This window comes from Streptomyces sp. CNP082, from assembly GCF_059570535.1.
Genome location: NZ_JCANSZ010000002.1, coordinates 127,940 through 145,391 on the forward strand (window position 1 = coordinate 127,940; position 17,452 = coordinate 145,391).

At 73.0% G+C, this 17,452-nt stretch carries 12 protein-coding genes; 6 read left to right on the plus strand and 6 right to left on the minus strand.

Annotated elements, in window-relative coordinates; all coding sequences use genetic code 11:
- The first annotated feature begins 41 nt into the window (after positions 1-41).
- Complete coding sequence (locus B124_RS02100; protein WP_496500864.1) at positions 42-1,181, plus strand: HesA/MoeB/ThiF family protein; 1,140 nt, start codon at positions 42-44, stop codon at positions 1,179-1,181.
- Positions 1,182-1,190: 9 nt separating this feature from the next.
- Here the strand turns inward: B124_RS02100 and glmS are convergent, their stop codons facing one another.
- Together glmS and B124_RS02110 are read right to left on the minus strand one after the other, a co-directional pair.
- Positions 1,191-3,005 (minus strand): glutamine--fructose-6-phosphate transaminase (isomerizing), encoded by a 1,815-nt coding sequence (gene glmS / locus B124_RS02105; RefSeq protein ID WP_496500865.1) that lies wholly within the window; start codon positions 3,003-3,005, stop codon positions 1,191-1,193.
- Positions 3,006-3,058: 53 nt separating this feature from the next.
- Positions 3,059-3,316, minus strand: coding sequence for a hypothetical protein (locus tag B124_RS02110; RefSeq protein ID WP_496501024.1), 258 nt, complete (start codon positions 3,314-3,316; stop codon positions 3,059-3,061).
- A gap of 197 nt (positions 3,317-3,513) precedes the next feature.
- Here B124_RS02110 and B124_RS02115 point away from each other — a divergent pair, with 197 nt between their 5' ends.
- On the plus strand, positions 3,514-5,154 hold the full coding sequence (locus B124_RS02115) for a beta-N-acetylhexosaminidase (protein ID WP_496500866.1): 1,641 nt from the start codon (positions 3,514-3,516) through the stop codon (positions 5,152-5,154).
- Positions 5,155-5,521: 367 nt separating this feature from the next.
- Here the strand turns inward: B124_RS02115 and B124_RS02120 are convergent, their stop codons facing one another.
- Both B124_RS02120 and B124_RS02125 read right to left on the minus strand, forming a co-directional pair.
- Entirely contained in the window at positions 5,522-8,119 is a 2,598-nt protein-coding gene (locus B124_RS02120) for a glycoside hydrolase family 9 protein (RefSeq protein WP_496500867.1), read from the minus strand.
- 562 nt (positions 8,120-8,681) lie between these two features.
- The gene (locus B124_RS02125) at positions 8,682-9,737 is read right to left on the minus strand and encodes a LacI family DNA-binding transcriptional regulator (protein WP_496500868.1); all 1,056 of its coding nucleotides are present in this window, start codon (positions 9,735-9,737) and stop codon (positions 8,682-8,684) included.
- A 445-nt stretch (positions 9,738-10,182) separates the two neighbouring features.
- Here B124_RS02125 and B124_RS02130 point away from each other — a divergent pair, with 445 nt between their 5' ends.
- The 4 genes from B124_RS02130 (at position 10,183) to B124_RS02145 (ending at position 14,811) form a co-directional block, all read left to right on the plus strand.
- The gene (locus B124_RS02130) at positions 10,183-11,355 is read left to right on the plus strand and encodes an ABC transporter substrate-binding protein (protein WP_496501025.1); all 1,173 of its coding nucleotides are present in this window, start codon (positions 10,183-10,185) and stop codon (positions 11,353-11,355) included.
- 10 nt (positions 11,356-11,365) lie between these two features.
- Complete coding sequence (locus B124_RS02135; RefSeq protein ID WP_225797884.1) at positions 11,366-12,367, plus strand: carbohydrate ABC transporter permease; 1,002 nt, start codon at positions 11,366-11,368, stop codon at positions 12,365-12,367.
- Between the two features lie 10 nt (positions 12,368-12,377).
- A complete protein-coding gene (locus B124_RS02140; protein WP_496500869.1) occupies positions 12,378-13,271 on the plus strand; it encodes a carbohydrate ABC transporter permease in 894 nt (297 codons plus the stop codon).
- Positions 13,272-13,392: 121 nt separating this feature from the next.
- A complete protein-coding gene (locus B124_RS02145; RefSeq protein ID WP_496500870.1) occupies positions 13,393-14,811 on the plus strand; it encodes a GH1 family beta-glucosidase in 1,419 nt (472 codons plus the stop codon).
- A gap of 192 nt (positions 14,812-15,003) precedes the next feature.
- Here B124_RS02145 and B124_RS02150 read toward each other — a convergent pair whose 3' ends face one another.
- Together B124_RS02150 and B124_RS02155 are read right to left on the minus strand one after the other, a co-directional pair.
- Positions 15,004-16,680 (minus strand): sensor histidine kinase, encoded by a 1,677-nt coding sequence (locus B124_RS02150; RefSeq protein WP_496500871.1) that lies wholly within the window; start codon positions 16,678-16,680, stop codon positions 15,004-15,006.
- On the minus strand, positions 16,677-17,378 hold the full coding sequence (locus B124_RS02155) for a response regulator transcription factor (RefSeq protein WP_496500872.1): 702 nt from the start codon (positions 17,376-17,378) through the stop codon (positions 16,677-16,679). Before B124_RS02155 ends, B124_RS02150 begins: the two co-directional genes overlap by 4 nt.
- Between the last annotated feature and the right edge of the window lie 74 nt (positions 17,379-17,452).

Consider the following 17,452-nt stretch of genomic DNA (forward strand, 5'->3'; position numbering starts at 1 on the left):
GTCGGTGCAAGGCTCCCTGGCGCGGCATCCTGGAGTTGGGTATGGCGGTGGGACGGTGGGCGCGGCCACGGGTCAAACCGGAGCACCGCGGCTATCGCACCGTGGCCGGAAATATTCGTATCGGCAGCGTGATCTACGGCGTCGGCGCGGAGATCGAGGACCCGCACGGCTGGCTCTGGACGCTGGTCGAGGCCGCCGACGGCACCCGCAGCGCGCAGGACATCGTCACCGCCGTGCGCGATCGCCACGACGGCGTCGAGCCGGGCGACGTCAGAGCGGCGCTGGCCCGGCTCGCCGCGGAGGGCTTCCTCGACGACGCGGCGGCGCCGCTCCCCGCGCAGTTCTCGCCCCGGGAGGCCGAGCGCTACAGCCGGGGCGTGCCGCTGCTGCGCTGGATGGACCTCGGCGCGCACGCCAGCGGGTGGGAGGCGCAACTGCGGCTGAAGGAGTCCCGCGTGCTCGTCCTGGGGGTCGGGGGTACGGGCGGCGCCGCCGCCTGGCACCTGGCCGCCTCGGGAGTGGGCCGTCTGCACGTGGTCGACGACGACAGGGTGGAACTGTCCAATCTCAACCGGCAGTTGCTCTACGCCGAAGCGGACCTCGGCTCGGCCAAGGCGGACGCGGCCGTACGCAGGCTCACCCAGGCCAATCCCGACGTCCGCGTCACCGGCGAGGTGCGCCGCGTCACCACCGCGGCGGAACTCGCCGCGCTCCTGGCGTCCTCGCCCGGTTACGACCTGTTCGTGCTGGGCGCCGACGGCCCGCCGCAGATACGCCGCTGGGCGAACCGGGCCTGTCTGGCCGCCGGCCTGCCCTGGGTGGACGGCGGCTACAGCGGGCCGCTGGTGACCGCGGGCGTCCACCGGCCCGGCACCGGCGCGTGCTGGGAGTGCCTGCACGACCAAGCGACGCAGCGGGCCGACCTCGGCCTCGCCGCCGGGGCCGAGGTGCCCGGCGCCTCCGCCCACCTGCCGTGGAACCCGGCGAACGCCGTCACCGCGGGTTTATCCGGCGCGCTCGTCGCGTACGGCGCCCTGGCGCTGCTGACCGGCGTGCCCCCGCTCGAACCGGGCGTCCGCTTCGGGTTCAACCTGATGGTCCCCGGCGACGAGGTGACCCTCCGGCTGCCGCGCCGCCCCGACTGCCCCGCCTGCGGGAGCCCCCGGCGGGACCCGGCCTGACCGCCGGGGCTACTCCACCGTCACCGACTTCGCCAGGTTGCGGGGCTTGTCGATGTCGCGGCCCAGCTCCAGCGCCGTGTGGTAGGCGAGCAGTTGCAGCGGGATGCCCATCAGGATGGGGTCCAGCTCCGGTTCGCTGCGGGGCACCACGATCGTGTGGTCGGCCTTCTCCTGCCGCCGGTGGGCCACCGCGAGGATGCGGCCCTCGCGGGCCTTGATCTCCTCCAGCGCCGCGCGGTTCTTCTCCAGCAGCTCGTCGTCCGGCACGATCGCCACGGTCGGCACCTCCGGCTCGATCAGCGCCAGCGGGCCGTGCTTCAGCTCGGAGGCCGGGTACGCCTCGGCGTGGATGTAGCTGACCTCCTTCAGCTTCAGGGCCGCCTCCCTGGCCACCGGGTAGCCGCGGACCCGGCCGATGAACATCATCGACCTCGCGTGCGCGTACTCCTTGGCCAGCGCCCGGATCTCGTCCTCGCCGCGCAGCATCCCGGCGATCTGCTCCGGCAGCCGGCGCAGCCCCTCGATGAGGCGGCGGCCGTCGGCGACGGACAGGTCGCGGATGCGGCCGAGGTGGAGGGCGAGCAGGCCGAAGGCGACGACGGTGTTGGTGAAGCACTTGGTGGACACCACGCAGACCTCCGGGCCCGCGTGCACGTAGATGCCGCCGTCCGTCTCGCGGGCGATGGCCGAGCCGACGACGTTGACGACGCCGAGGACCCGCGCGCCCTTGCGCTTCAGCTCCTGCACGGCGGCCAGCACGTCGTACGTCTCGCCGGACTGGGAGACGGCGACGTAGAGCGTGTCGGGGTCGACGACGGGGTTGCGGTAGCGGAACTCGCTGGCCGGCTCGGCGTCCGCGGGCACCCGCGCCAGCTCCTCGACCAACTGCGCGCCGATCATGCCCGCGTGGTACGAGGTCCCGCAGCCGAGGATCTTCACGCGGCGCACCGCGCGCGCCTCGCGCGCGTCCAGGTTGAGGCCGCCGAGGTGGACGGTGGAGAACCGGTCCTCGATGCGCCCGCGCAGCACGCGGTCGACGGCGTCGGCCTGCTCGCAGATCTCCTTGTGCATGTACGTGTCGTGGCCGCCCATGTCGTACGCCTCGGGCGACCACTCCACGGTCTCCGGCGAGGACGACGTGCGCGAGCCCTCGGTGGTGTACGTGCGGTAGTCGTCGGCCTTGACGATGGCCATCTCGCCGTCGCCGAGGGTGACGACCTGGCGGGTGTGCGAGACCAGCGCGGCGACGTCGGAGGCGACGAACATCTCCCGCTCGCCGATGCCGAGCACGACGGGCGAGCCGTTGCGGGCGACGACGATGCGGTCGGGGTGGTCGGCGTGCATGACGGCGATGCCGTACGTGCCCTCCACCAGCCGCAGCGTCTCGCGGACGGCCTCCTCCAGGCTGGCGGCGGCGGAGCGGCCGACGAGGTGGGCCAGCACCTCGGTGTCCGTCTCGGAGGCCAGCTCGACGCCGTCGGCGGCGAGCTTGGCGCGCAGGTCGGCGGCGTTGTCGATGATGCCGTTGTGGACGACGGCGACCTTGCCCGCCTCGTCCAGATGCGGGTGGGCGTTGGCGTCGCTGGGGGCGCCGTGGGTGGCCCAGCGGGTGTGCGCGATGCCCGTGGCGCCGGCGAAGCGCTTGGGCAGCCGGGCCTGGAGGTCCCGTACCCGGCCCTTGGCCTTGACGGTCCGCAGCGCGCCGGAGCGGGCGGCGATGGCCACGCCGGCGGAGTCGTAGCCCCGGTACTCCAGCCGCTGAAGCCCTTCGAGCAGCAGGGGCGCCGCGTCGCGCTTGCCGATGTAACCAACGATTCCGCACATATCGTTCGCTTCCTGTCGGGAGGGGAGGGTGGGGAGGCAGGAGGGTGGCGCGGCTAGCCGTAGACGATGCGGCGCAGTTGCCGCGGGGTCAGCTCGGGGGGCGCGACCGCGCGGTGCGCCAGCTCGCGGCCGATCCGGTCGAAGATCTCGTCGTTCACCAGGCCGCTCGCCTGCAGCTCGCGGTGGCGCCGGCGGACGAATGCGGGCGTCGTCTCGTCGAAGTAGGCCAGGACGTCCTGCACGACCCGCACGGCTTCGCCGCGGGTGAGCGGCGCGCTGCGTATCAGGTGGTCGATGAGGTCGTCGTGCACCCGTCGATACTGCTTGATGATCTTCACTTACGCAAGAAATCTGCCCGGAACCGGGCAGGGATCACCCCTTCCCCCGGACATTCTCATGGACTTCCGTACGCGGATTGGTCTACACCCTTGACCGCGGTTCCCTCCCGGCGGTACGTCAGGAATGTCCATGTCACGCCCCGTACCCTCCGCACCCCGAAGGGACCACCGTGAGACGTCACCCCCCACACCGCTCCCCGCGCCCCCTCGCCCGCCTCGGCGGCGCGCTGCTGCTCACCGTCGCTGCGGCCCTCGGTGCCGGCGGCGCGGCGGCGCCGGCCACCGCGGCGGCCGGCGCGCGGGCACAGGCCGCCGCCGAGCCGGCCGCGCTGGACTCCGTCATCCCCGCCCCCGCCGCCGTCGACCCCGGGGGCAGCCCGTACGAGATCACCGCCGCCACCGGCATCCGGGTGCCGCCCGGCGACTCCGCCGCTGCCGACGCCGCCCGCGACGCCGGCGAGTACCTGGCCGGCGTGCTGCGCCCCTCGACCGGCTTCGAGCTGCCCGTCGGCAGCACGTCCGGCGACGTCGAGCTGCGGCTGAGCGCCGGGCTGAAGAAGTCCGTCGGCGCCGAGGGCTACGAGCTGACGTCCGGCGCCGACGGGGTGGTGATCTCCTCCGCCGAGCCCGCCGGGCTCTTCCACGGCGTGCAGACCCTGCGCCAGTTGCTGCCCGCGGCCGTGGAGGCGGACACCCCGCAGGACGGGCCGTGGCCGGTGGCCGGCGGGCGGATCACCGACGAGCCCCGCTTCGCGTACCGCAGCGCGATGCTCGACGTGGCCCGGCACTTCTTCACCGTCGAGCAGGTCAAGCGCTACATCGACCAGCTCGCGCTGTACAAGTACAACACCCTGCACCTGCACCTCACCGACGACCAGGGCTGGCGGCTGGCGATCGACTCCTGGCCGGATCTCGCCGAGTACGGCGGCAGCACGCAGGTCGGCGGCGGGCCCGGCGGCTACTACACCAAGGACCAGTACCGCGACATCGTCGCGTACGCCGAAAGCCGCCACATGACCGTCGTGCCCGAGGTCGACATGCCGGGCCACACCAACGCCGCGCTCGCCTCGTACGCCGAGCTGAACTGCGACGGCGTCGCCCCGCCGCTGTACACCGGCACGGGCGTCGGCTTCAGCTCGCTGTGCGTGCCGAAGGAGGTCACGTACGACTTCGTGGACGACGTCGTCCGCGAGCTGGCCGAGCTGACGCCCGGGAAGTACCTCCACATCGGCGGCGACGAAGCCCACTCCACCTCGCACGAGAACTACGTCGCCTTCATGGAACGGGCGCAGGAGATCGTCGGCAGGTACGGCAAGACCGTCGTCGGCTGGCACCAGCTCGCCGGCGCGGACCCGGTCGAAGGGGCCGTCGCCCAGTACTGGGGCACGAGCGGCGGCGAGCAGGAGGTCATCGACGCCGCCAAGGCGGGCACGCCGCTGGTGCTTTCGCCCGCCAACAGGACCTATCTGGACATGAAGTACCACGAGGGGACGCCCCTCGGGCTGAGCTGGGCCGGGTACGTCGAGGTGCGGCAGTCCTACGACTGGGACCCCGGCGCGTACATGCAGGGCGGCGTGCCGGAGAGCGCGATCCTCGGCGTCGAGGCACCGCTGTGGTCGGAGACGCTGTCAACCAGCGACCAGATCGAGTTCATGGCCTTCCCGCGCGCCGCGGGCGCCGCCGAACTGGGCTGGTCCCCGGCCGCGGCACTCGGCTGGGACGGCTACCGCGACCGGCTGGTGGCGCAGGGGCCGCGGTGGGAGGCGATGGGCATCGACTTCTACCGCTCGACGCAGGTGCCCTGGGAGTGACCCGGGACTGACCCGGTAGTGACCCGGGACTGACCCGGTAGTGACCCGGGGCTGACCCGGACCGGCCCGGGTCAGGGGCACGGGCCCGCCTCCCCCCGGCGGCTGCCGGTCCGCGGCGGGGCCGCGGAGCCCGCGGAGGGGAGGCGGTGGGGGGACGGCCCGCACCGCTCGGCACGGCTGGAGACCGGGGCCTCCGCGCCGTCCCGAGGACGCTACGCACGCTAGTGGCCGCGACTCGGGCAAAACACCCGACCCGGGCACGGGGCGCGAGGCTTAAGGCTCTCTTGAGGAACGCATCGGAAGCACTTAATCCGCGCGCCGCCGGGGGCCGGAGGAACCACCGCGGCGGCGCGCGGACCAAGCAGCCTCAGGTCCCGCTGCCGAGCTTCACCTCCTGCGGCGCGCCGTTGCTGCCGCTCCACGCGGCGTTGAACCCGAAGGAGACCGAGCCGCCGTCCGGCACCGCACCGTTGTACGGCGTGTTACGGCAGCTCACGGTGGACCCGGACTGGGTGCAGACGGCGTTCCAGGCGTTCTGGAGGCGCTGTCCGTCGGGGAAGTCCCACTCCGCGGTCCAGCCGTCGAGGGAGGCACCGTCACAGGAGAGCGTGACCGTGCCGGTGAAGCCGCCGGGCCACTGGCTGGGCACCGAGTACGCCGCGGCGCACTCCTCGCCGGGACCGGGGTCCGGGCCGGCGCCGCCGCCGAGGTCGTCGGCGTAGCCGGCGATCCAGGCGAGCGGGGCGTTCCAGTTGATCGTGACCTCGTTGGTCGAGTACGACTCGATGTGGTCGATGTAGCACATCGCCGGCGGGCAGCCGGTCAGCTCCCGCTGCGCCACCGGGTCCTCCAACTGCGAGTCCGGGCCGCCGGCCAGCGCGCCCGCGGGCGGGTTCGGCAGGCTCGGGTCGAGCTGGTTGGCCCAGAACCGGTGGTGCTGGTTCTTCGAGTCGCGCTCGCCGTGGCCGGTGACGTACGACTGGTTCAGCGGGTTGCGGCCCAGCAGGTAGTCCAGGCCGGTGAGGACGGCGTCGCGGTAGCCCGCCTCGCCGGTCAGGCCGTGCGCGGTGGCCAGGACGACCATGTTGTTGAGCACCTGGCTGTTGGAGCCCCAGACGTAGCGCCCGCCGTCGGGGGCGTACGGGACGCCGTAGGCGGCGTTCGCGGCGTCGGCGGCGTAGCCGTCGGCGGCGTCGGTGACCATGCCGCGTACGGCGGTGAGCTGCTCGTCCGTCAGCCCGCTGTCGACGGTGGCCAGGTCCAGCGCGCCGAGCCCGGCGGTGGCGGCCCACGACATGCCGCCGCCGGGGAAGACCGCCTCGGCGTCGCCGTGCAGGGGCGAGCCGAGCACGTCCTGCAGATACGCGTCCTCGCCGGTGGACAGGTACAGCTCGGCGGCGGCCCAGTAGAACTCGTCGCTCACGTCGCCGTCGCTGTACGCGCCGCCGCCGGTGCCGTCGTTCGGGTCGGCGAGCATGTCCGGGTGGGCCTGGGCCGCGTCGTACGCGGTACGGGCCGCGGACAGGCAGCGGTCGGCGAACGCAGCTGTCTCGTCATAGCCCGCGTAAAGCCGCGCGCACTGCGCGCCGGTGGCGGCCAGGTTGAGCGTCGCGGCGGTGGACGGCGGGTGCAGCTCGCGCGGCTGCGGGTCCTCGTGCGGCGCCAGCGGCAGGCCGGTCCACTGCGCGTCGTGCAGCTTGTGGTGGGCCATGCCGGCCAGGTCCTCGCCGGCCGGGACCTGCATGCTCAGCAGGAACTCCAGTTGCCAGCGGGCCTCGTCGAGCACGTCGGGCACGCCGTTGCCGCGCTCGGGCACGGCCAGCTTGCCGTCGCCGATCGGCTCGCCGTCGGCGCCGTCGGTGGTCAGCGTGCGCTCGTACACGCTCATCACCTGCGCGGCGGCGATGCCGCCGTTGACGACGTACTTGCCGTGGTCGCCCGCGTCGTACCAGCCGCCCGCGGCGTCCAGGGTGTAGTCGCAGACCCCCGGCTGGCACGGGACGTCGTCGTCGCCCTGGTTGGGCGCGACGCCCACGTGCCCGGCGGGCCGCGCGTACTCCTCGCCGACGAGTTCCGCGTCGATCTCGATGCCGCTGCGGTTGTGGTAGAAGTACGCGAGCGCGTCGGTGCGCAGCGTGCCGTAGATGTCGTCGCCGATGGCGAACGGCTCGCTGGTCTCGCCGTCGATCGTGACGGTGTAGCCCTCGCCGGCCTCGGTGAAGTCGCCGAAGGCGAAGGTGTGCACGTTCTCCAGCGAGGTCGGGTCGGTGCCCGCGGGCACGGTGGTGCCGCTCGCCTTCTCGGTGCCGTCCGCGGCGTTGAGCGTCCAGGCGAGCGGCTCGGCGGCCTCGGTGACGAAGGTGCCGTTCTTCGGGCCCTCGGTGAGGTAGCCGACCTGGTTGACGCGCACCGGCGAGCCGGTGTCCGGGTCGTACGGGGGCTGCTCCGCGCCGCCGCGCAGCGAGACGTCGTCGACGCAGAAGGTGTACGCCGCGTCGCTGCCGCCGATCTGGAAGGCGAGCTGGGCGGCGTCGTCCGCGGCGGTGGCGGTGAAGACGTGCTCGAAGGTCTGCGCGGTGTCGGTCACCTGGTCCGCGGAGGAGAAGAACTGGCCGTACGGCTCCACGGCCTGCTGCACGTTGGTGCGGATGGTCACAGGACCCGAAGAACCCGTGGCGGTGGCGGTGTAGCTCAGGGCGTAGGTCTCGCCGGCGGCGATCGGCACGTCGTTCTGGCCGATGATGGCGTCCCACGGGTTGGCGGTGCCCGCGGGCACGTCGGCGCAGAGCCGCCCGTCGACCACGGTGCCGGGGCTGTCCGGCGTCCACCACCAGGGGTCGGTGCCGGCGTCGAAGCCGCCGTTGACGATCAGCTCGGGGCCCTCGTCGGCCGCGGCGGCGCCGGGCGCGGCGAGCGCTCCGGCGACCAGCGCGGCGGCGAGGGCACGGGGTATGTGCCGTCTCACTGATGACGTCCTTTCGGCTGAGGGGGCGGGGGTGGGGGGCGGGGCGCGGCCGCTCCCCTCGTCGTCACGGCCGCGCCCCCTCGGTGCGGGTGCAACCCGCGGTCGTGCCGGCGTCAGGGCGCGCCGGGGCGCGCGCCGGCGGTGGTGAACGGCCTGCGCCACCGCCGTGCGGGCTCGGGGGAAGTGCGGGGTGCGGGCACGAATCCTCCTGAACGGGAAGGTGTTCGGGCGTACGGGCGCGCAGGCGGACGACAGGGGGGAACAGCCGGGCCGGGCGCACGGGGCCTTTGTGCGCACGGCCCGGCTGAGCAGGCCGGACGGGGGGCCGGGCGTGGTACGCCCCCGTCCTCGTCTGGTGGAGGGTGGTGCAAGTCTTGAAGCTTGGGAGCGCTCCCAATCTCCCGAAGGGTTATGCACCTGTCAACCCCTCGGGACAGAAGTCGCCCCGGAGACACGTCCGTTGCCCGGTACGGGGCCCGCAGGGCGGGCCCGCACACGCGGACGGGGCGGGCCCGCGACGGGCCCGCCCCGCTTGTGCTGCGGCCCCGGCGGGGCCGCCGGGTCAGCCCGAGGCGCGCACCACCAGCTCGGTCGGCAGCACCACGTGCCGCCCCTGCGCGCCGTCCTTGGCGTCGATGCCCTCCAGCAGCACCCGCACCATGGCCCGGCCCATCTCCTCCGTGGGCTGCCGGACGCTGGTGAGCGCCGGGTCGGTGTGCCTGGCCACCGGCGAGTCCTCGAAGCCGACGACCGCCACGCCGTCCGGCACCGTACGGCCCGCCGCGCGCAGCACCTGCAGCGCGCCCGCCGCCATCACGTCCGAGGCGGCGAAGACCGCGTCGAGATGGGGCCGCCGCTCCAGCAGCTCCTCCATCGCACGCCGGCCGCCCTCCTCGGTGAAGTCGCCGACCGCGACCAGACCGGGGTCCTCCTCGCGGCCCGCCGCCTTCAACGCCTGACGGTAGCCGTCCAGCCGGCAGCTCGCGACGTACATGTCGGAGGGGCCGGTGATGGTCGCGATCGCCTCGCGCCCGCGGCCGATCAGGTGCTCGACGGCGGCCTGGGCGCCGCCGGTGTTGTCCGAGTCGACGTACGGGACGGCCTCGCTCGCCGCCCGGCGGCCGTTGAGCACCGCCGGAAGCCCCATGGCCGCCAGCATCTCCGGCAGCGGGTCGCCCTCGTGCACGGAGACCAGCAGCACGCCGTCGACGCGGTCGGCGCTCAGATACGCCGCCAGCCGCTCCCGTTCCCGGGGCGAGCGGATGAGCGTCAGCAGGAGCTGCTTGTCCGTCTCCGCCAGCTCCGCGCTCACCCCGCGGACGATGTCCGAGAAGTACGGTTCGGAGAACAGCCGGGTCTCCGGCTCCGGAATCACCAGCGCGACCGCGTCCGCGCTGCCGGCCGCCAGCGCCCGCGCCGCGCGGTTGGGCACGTAGCCCAACTCCGCGACCGCCCTCTCGACCGCTGTCCGCGCCTGCTCGCTGACCTGGTCCGATCCGTTGATCACCCGGGACACCGTCCCCCTGCCGACCCCGGCTCGCGCGGCGACCTGCTCCAGCGTCGGTCTTCCACCGCGCCCGCCGCGCGCCACCGGCGTACGCCGATCCCTGACCGCCATTCCACCCTCCCGCGTTATGGCTGTCTGCTGACTGTCCGATTCTCGCCCCCGGCCCCGGTCCGCGGCCCGCACCGAAGCTAACAGCCGCGTAACGGGAGCCAGTCGAGATGTCCGGTCCCTTGACACCCCCGTCACCGACAGGCCACCCTTCAACCAATCACTTCTGGGAGCGCTCCCACTCTACTCGACCCATAGAGAACCCGCACGAAAGCCCACCCGAGCCGCCACTCTCCCGATCCCCCTCGTACACCTCCGGCAGGAGCGGCACGCGTCAGGGCGCTAGGAGGATGCAGTGCGCAGTTACCGCACGACCCGACGGGCCGTGGGCCTTTTGGCCGCAGCCGCTCTGGGCACCGGGTTGCTCAGCGCGTGCGCGAGCGATGACGACGACGGCGGCTCGAAGGCCGACTCCGGGGACGGTGGCGGCGGAAAGACCACCATCACGATGGGGCTCTTCGGCACCTTCGGCTTCAAGGAGGCCGGGCTCTACGACGAGTACGAGAAGCTCAATCCCGACATCACCATCAAGGAGACGGTGATCGAGCGGAACGAGAACTATTACCCGCAGTTGCTGAACCACCTCACCAGCGACAGCGGCCTGGCGGACGTCCAGGCGATCGAGGTCGCCAACATCGCCGAGATCGTCGACACCCAGGCCGACAAGTTCATGGACCTCTCCGAGGTGAAGGGTGTCTCCGAGGAGGACTACCTGCCCTGGAAGTGGCAGATGGGCTCCACCTCCGACGGCAAGCTCGTCGGCCTGGACTCCGACATCGGCCCGATGGCGGTCTGCTACCGCAAGGACCACTTCAAGGCGGCCGGGCTGCCCACCGAACGCGACGAGGTCTCGAAGCTGTGGGAGGGCGACTGGCAAAAGTACCTCGACGTCGGCCGCGACTTCCAGAAGAAGGCCCCCGACGGCGTGGCCTGGGCGGACGCCGCGGGCGGCGTGTACAACGCGGCCGTGTCGTCCAACGAGACCCGGTACTACGACGAGGACGGCGAGGTCATCTACGACGACAGCCCGGGCGTGCAGGAGTCCTGGGACATCGCCTCCACCGCCGCGGAGGAGAAGCTGACGGGCAACCTCCAGCAGTTCACCAAGGGCTGGGACCAGGCGATGAGCAACGGCGACTTCGCCACCGTCTCCTGCCCGCCGTGGATGCTCGGCTACATCGCCGACAAGGGCGGCGAGAAGGCCATGGGCAAGTGGGACGTCGCCCAGGCGCCCGTCCCGGGCAACTGGGGCGGTTCCTTCTTCGGCGTCCCCGAAGCGGCGGAGAACAAGGAGGAGGCGGCCGAGTTCGTCGCCTGGCTGTTCGCGCCCGAGCAGCAGGCCAAGCTCTTCGCCGAGCGCGGCAGCTTCCCCAGCACTCCGTCTGCGTACGAGATGGACTCGGTCAAGAGCGCCACGAACGAGTACTTCGGCGACGCCCCGATCGGGGAGATCTTCGCCACTGCCGCCGAGGGCACCCCGGTACAGATCATCGGCCCCAAGGACCAGGTCATCGCCGAGAACATCGCCAACGGGCTGCGGCTGGTCGAGCAGGGCAAGGAAGACGCCGACGGCGCCTGGGACTCGACCGCCGACGCGGTGGACAACGCACTGGACCGGTGAGACGGAATCCATGACCCAGACAGGATCGACCGCGGCCGCGCCCCCCTCAGCGGAGGGGGGCGCGGCCCCGCCCGCACGGCGGGCCGCCGCCCGCGACCCGCGGAAGACGTGGCGCAGCAGGCGCTACCGGTGGGACGCCAAGTTCAGCCCGTACGCCTTCATCTCGCCGTTCTTCCTGTTCTTCGTCGCGTTCGGCCTCTTTCCGCTGCTCTACACCGCGTGGGCCTCGCTGCACCGGGTAGAGCTGACCGCACCCACCGACATGGAGTGGGCCGGCCTGCACAACTACAGCCGGCTGCTGGAAGACGATTTCTTCTGGAACTCGCTGTGGGTCACCTTCGTCCTCGCCGTGATCTCCACTGTCCCGCAGTTGCTCATGGCGCTCGGACTCGCGCACCTGCTCAACTACAAGATGCGCGCCTCCGCGTTCTTCCGGGTGGCGATGCTGGCGCCGTACGCCACCAGCGTGGCGGCGGCGACGCTGGTCTTCGCCATGCTCTACGGCCGCGACTACGGGATCATCAACTGGGTGCTGGGGCAGTTCGGCGTCGGTGAGATCGACTGGCAGGCCGGCGACTGGACCTCGCGGATCGCCGTCGCGAGCATCGTGATCTGGCGCTGGACCGGCTACAACACCCTGATCTACCTGGCCGCGATGCAGGCCGTGCCCCAGGACCTGTACGAGTCGGCCTCGCTCGACGGGGCGTCCCGCTGGCAGCAGTTCCTCCACGTCACGATCCCGTCGCTGCGGCCCACGATCCTGTTCACCGTCGTGGTGTCGACGATCGGTTCCGTACAGCTCTTCGGCGAGCCGCTGCTGTTCGACGAGACCAAGGGAGCCACCGGCGGCGCCGACCACCAGTTCCAGACGCTGGGCCTGTACATGTACGAGCAGGGCTGGCGCAATCTGCACCTGGGCAGGGCCGCGGCCATCGCCTGGGTGATGTTCCTGATCCTGGTGGTGATCGGCGTCATCAACGCCCTGATCGCACGCCGTCTGCGGAAGAGCTGAAGGAGAGCTCATGGCACTGCTCAAGACGGAAGCTCCCCCCGCGGCCACCCGCTCCCGACGCCGGCCGCGGGCCGGCGAAGCCGGCGGGCAGCAGCGGGCCGGCAAGCTGACGTACGCCATCCTGGCGCTCTTCACGGCCATCTCGATCGGCCCGCTCATCTACACCGCGATCGCGGCCTCCCGCACCAACACGCGGCTGGCGGAGACGCCCCCGCCGCTCTGGTTCGGCGGCAACCTCTTCTCCAACATGGAGACGGCGTGGACCGACGCCAACATGGACCTGGCGCTGCTGAACACCACCATCGTGGCCGCGTCGGTCGCGGCGGGCACCGTGCTCTTCGGCACCCTGGCCGGGTTCGCCTTCGCCAAGCTGCGGTTCCGCCTGAAGAACCTGCTGCTGCTGCTCGTGATCGGCACCATGATGGTGCCGCCGCAACTGAGCGTCGTGCCGCTGTACATGGCGATCGCGGAGCTCGGCTGGATCGACCAGTTGCAGACGGTGATCCTGCCGTTCCTGGTCAGCGCCTTCGGCGTGTTCTTCATGCGGCAGTACCTGATCCAGGCGCTGCCGACCGAGCTGATCGAGGCCGCCCGGGTGGACGGGGCGAGCAGCCTGCGCGTCATCTGGCACGTGGTCTTCCCCGCGGCGCGGCCCGCCATGGCCGTGCTCGGCATGCTCACCTTCGTCTTCGCGTGGAACGAGTTCTTCTGGCCGATCATCGCCCTGACCCAGGAGAACCCGACCGTGCAGGTGGCGCTCACCGGGCTGCCGCGCGGCCATAACCCCGACCAGTCGGTGATCATGGCGGGCGCACTGCTGGGCACGCTGCCGCTGCTGCTGCTCCTGCTGCTGTTCGGCAAGCAGATCGTCGGCGGCATCATGCACGGCGCGGTCAAGGGCTGAGCGCCCGTGACCCGTTCACCCCGCCGGGGTACGACCCGCGCACCGCCCGGGGGGCGATGAGATACGACCGACCCTCGATGTCCACGACGTTCGACACCGCCTAGATTGGGAGCGCTCCCAGATGTCCGATTCCACCGCCACCTTCCCCGAGGACTTCCTGTGGGGCACGGCCACCGCGGCCTATCAGGTCGAGGGCGCCGCGCGGGAGCACGGCCGCACGCCCTCCATCTGGGACACTTTCTCGCACACCCCCGGGAAGACCGCCGGCGGCGACACCGGAGACGTCGCCGTCGACCACTACCACCGGCGCACCGAGGACGTGCAGCTCATGGCCGAACTCGGCCTGCGCGCGTACCGCTTCTCCGTCTCCTGGCCGCGCGTCCAGCCCACCGGCCGCGGGCCGGCCGTGCAGCGCGGGCTCGACTTCTACCGCGGGCTCGCCGACGAGTTGCTGGCGGCCGGCATCAAGCCGGTGCTCACGCTCTACCACTGGGACCTGCCGCAGGAGCTGGAGACCGCGGGCGGCTGGCCGGAGCGCGACACGGCGTACCGGTTCGCCGACTACGCCCGCCTCGTCGCCGACGCCCTCGGCGACCGCGTCGAGCTGTGGACCACGCTCAACGAGCCCTGGTGCAGCGCGTTCCTCGGCTACGCCGCCGGGGTGCACGCCCCCGGCCGCACCGACCCGGTCGCCGCCCTGCGCGCCGCGCACCACCTCAACCTCGCGCACGGGCTCGCCACCGACGCGCTGCGCACCGCGCTGCCCGCCCGCGCCCAGGTCTCCGTCAGCCTCAACCCCGCGGCCGTACGCCCGCGTACGGACTCCGAGGCGGACCGGGACGCCGCCCGCCAGGTCGACGCGCTGGCCACCCGCATCTTCACCGGCCCGATGCTCGACGGCGCGTACCCGCCGGACCTGTTCGACGACACCGTCCGGCTGACGGACTGGTCGTTCGTACGGGACGGGGACCTGGGGCTCATCCGCCAGCCGCTGGACTCGCTCGGCCTGAACTACTACACGCCCACCGTCGTCTCCGCCGTCTCCGGCGACGCCAAGCCCGAGCGCGCCGACGGCCACGGCGGCGGCACGCAGTCGCCGTGGCCGGCCGCGGACCACATCTCCTTCCACCAGCCGCCGGGCGAGCGCACCGCGATGGACTGGACCGTCGATCCCACCGGGCTGACGGACCTGCTGCTGCGGTTCACCGCGGACGCGCCGGACCTGCCGCTGTACATCACCGAGAACGGCGCGGCGTACGACGACAAGCAGCAGGCCGACGGCTCGGTGCACGACCCGGAGCGCATCGCGTACCTGCACGGGCACATCGGCGCCGTGCACCGCGCCATGGCCGAAGGCGCCGACGTGCGCGGCTACTTCCTATGGTCGCTGATGGACAACTTCGAGTGGGCGTACGGCTACGCCAAGCGGTTCGGCGCGGTGCACGTGGACTACACGACGCAGAAGCGCACCCCGAAGTCCAGCGCCCGCTGGTACGCGGACGTGATCCGCGCGGGGGCGCTGCCGGCGCTCGACCTCTGACGCAAGAGACGCCTGGCGGACGTCCACGGGACGGCTGACAGGCCGGCATCCGGCGGGCCGGGGGGATCGCCGGATGCCACCGGGACGGGCGAGGGCTGTCGCGGCCGGACGGAGGCCACCGCGTGACGGGCGGGGGCTGCTCCGGCCGGCGCGACGAGCCGTCGCCTCTGCGGGCGGGGGCCGCCGCCCGGGCTAGGCGCGCCGCGCACCCGCGCCTGTGCCCGCAGCGGCCCCCGTACCCGCCGCCCCGCCCTTCCCGTACGTCCCGTCCACCCCGTACCCCCTGCCAATCCCGTCTTCCCCGTACACCCCGTCCCGCTCGCCCCTCCTGCTTTCCCCGTCCCGCTCGCCCCTCCTGCTTTCCCCGTCCTTCCCGCCCCTCCCGCTCTCCCCGTCCTTCCCGCCCCTCCCGCTTTCCCCGTCCTTCCCGACTCGCCCGCCCTTCCCGTCCTTCCGGTACGTCCCGGCCGCCGCCCCCTCCGCCGCCCGGCCGCGCCGCCCGCGCACCACCCGGTGCCGGCGCCGCTCGCCGGCCTCGGCCGGCCCGCCGCGCAGCGCCAGCCAGAGCCGTATCTCCGCCCCGCCCAGCACCGACCGGCCGACCCGCACGTCCCCGCCCGTCGACTCCGCGACCCGCCGCACGATGTCGAGCCCCAGCCCCGTCGACCCCGGCCCGCCCTGCCCCTGCCCGCGGGCGAGCGCCGCCTCGGGGTCACGGATGCCGGGCCCGGCGTCGGAGGCGAGCACGATGACGGCGTCGCCGGCGTGGTGCACGTCGACGGAGAACTCCGTGCCCTCCGGGGTGTGCCGGAAGACGTTGCCGATCAGCGCGTCGATCGCGGCGACCAGCTCGGCGCGCGCCACCGGCACCTGGGCCGGCCGGTCCACCCCCGCCAGCCGCGTGGGCCTGCCCTCGTCCTCGGCCAGGGCCGACCAGAACGCCATCCGCTCCGTGATGACCGCGGAGACGTCGCAGCCGGCCACCGCCGCCTGCTGCCCCGCGGGCCGGTCGCGCTGGGCGCGCACGGTGGCGATGATCTGGTCGATCTCGCGCTCCAGTTGGGCCACGGCCTGCCGGGTCTGCTCGGCGGCGCCGCTGTCGCCGAGGGAGGCGGCGTTGAGCCGCAGCACGGTCAGCGGGGTGCGCAGCCGGTGGGAGAGGTCGGCGGCCAGCTCGCGCTCGTTGGCCAGCAGCAGCGCGACCTGGTCGGCCATCGAGTTGAACGCCACGGCCGCCGAGCGCAGTTCGGAGGGGCCCGACTCCTCGACCCGGACGCCGAGCCGGCCCTCGCCCAGGTCGTGCGCCGCGCCCGCGAGCCGGCGCGCGGGCCGCACCATCCGGGTGCCGAGCCGGTCCGCGACGGCGACGGAGCCGGCCACCAGCGCGAGCCCGACGCCCGCCAGCACCAGCCACGCCTGCGCCACGCCCTCGGTCAGCTCCCCCGCCGGCACGAACACCTCCACGACGGCGACGCGGTCGCCCTCGACGGCGATGGGCGCCAGCAGCGCGTGCCCGTCGGCGACTTCGACCAGCGACGACGTGCCCGCGCGGGACGCGCGCTGCACGTCGGCCGCGCCGGCGCGCTGCTCTCCGACCCGGACCGCCGACATGCCCTCGCCGCTGCCGCGCGGCACGTGCACCGCGATCCGCCCGCGCGCGCCGGCCCTGGTGCTGCCGACCGCGCGCTCCAACTGCGCGGCGTCGGTGGTGATCGCCAGCGCCGGGCCGATGCCGGCGGCGATCCGCTCGGCGTTGGTCAGCGCCCGGTCGCGGGCCATCTCCCTGACGACCAGCCCGAGCGGCACCGCGAAGGCGACCACGACCATCACCGTGACCGCCAGGCACACCTTGACCAGCGCCCACCTCATGCGGGCGGGATCCCGGCCGGCGGGTCGAGCTTCACGCCGACACCGCGCAGGGTGTGCAGATAGCGGGGTCTGGCGGCGGTCTCGCCGAGCTTGCGGCGCAGCCAGGACAGGTGCACGTCGATGGTCTGGTCGTCGCCGTACGACTGCCGCCACACCTCGGACAGCAGCTCGCGGCGCGGCACGACGGCGCCGGGCCGCTCGGCGAGGAACGCCAGCATGTCGAACTCGCGGCGGGTCAGGTCCAGTTCGCGGCCGTCCAGCTCCGCCCGGCGGCTGCGCAGGTCGATGGCCAGGCCCCCGACGCGCAGGTGCCGCGGCGGGGCGGCGGCCGTACGGCCCCCGGCGCGGCGCAGCACGGCGCCGAGGCGGGCCTGGAGGTGCTCGACGGAGAAGGGCTTGACGAGGTAGTCGTCGGCGCCGTCGTTGAGGATGCGGACGATCTCGGACTCGTCGTCCCGCGCGGTGGCGACGATGACGGGCACGTCGGTGAGGCCGCGGAGCATCTTCAGCGCCTCGGCGCCGTCGAGGTCGGGCAGCCCGAGATCGAGGATCACGACATCGAAGCCGTGGTGCGCGACCTCGCGCAGCGCCTCCAGCGCCGTGCCCACGCTGCGCACGGTGTGGGCCGCGTCCGTCAGATGCCTGATCAGCGCGGAGCGCACGAACTGGTCGTCCTCCACCAGCAGCACACTTGCCATGTCCGGCAACGTACGCCAAAAGCGCGGTGCGCGCCGCCCCGCCCGCGGCCCCCTGTGGATAACCCTGCCTGTGG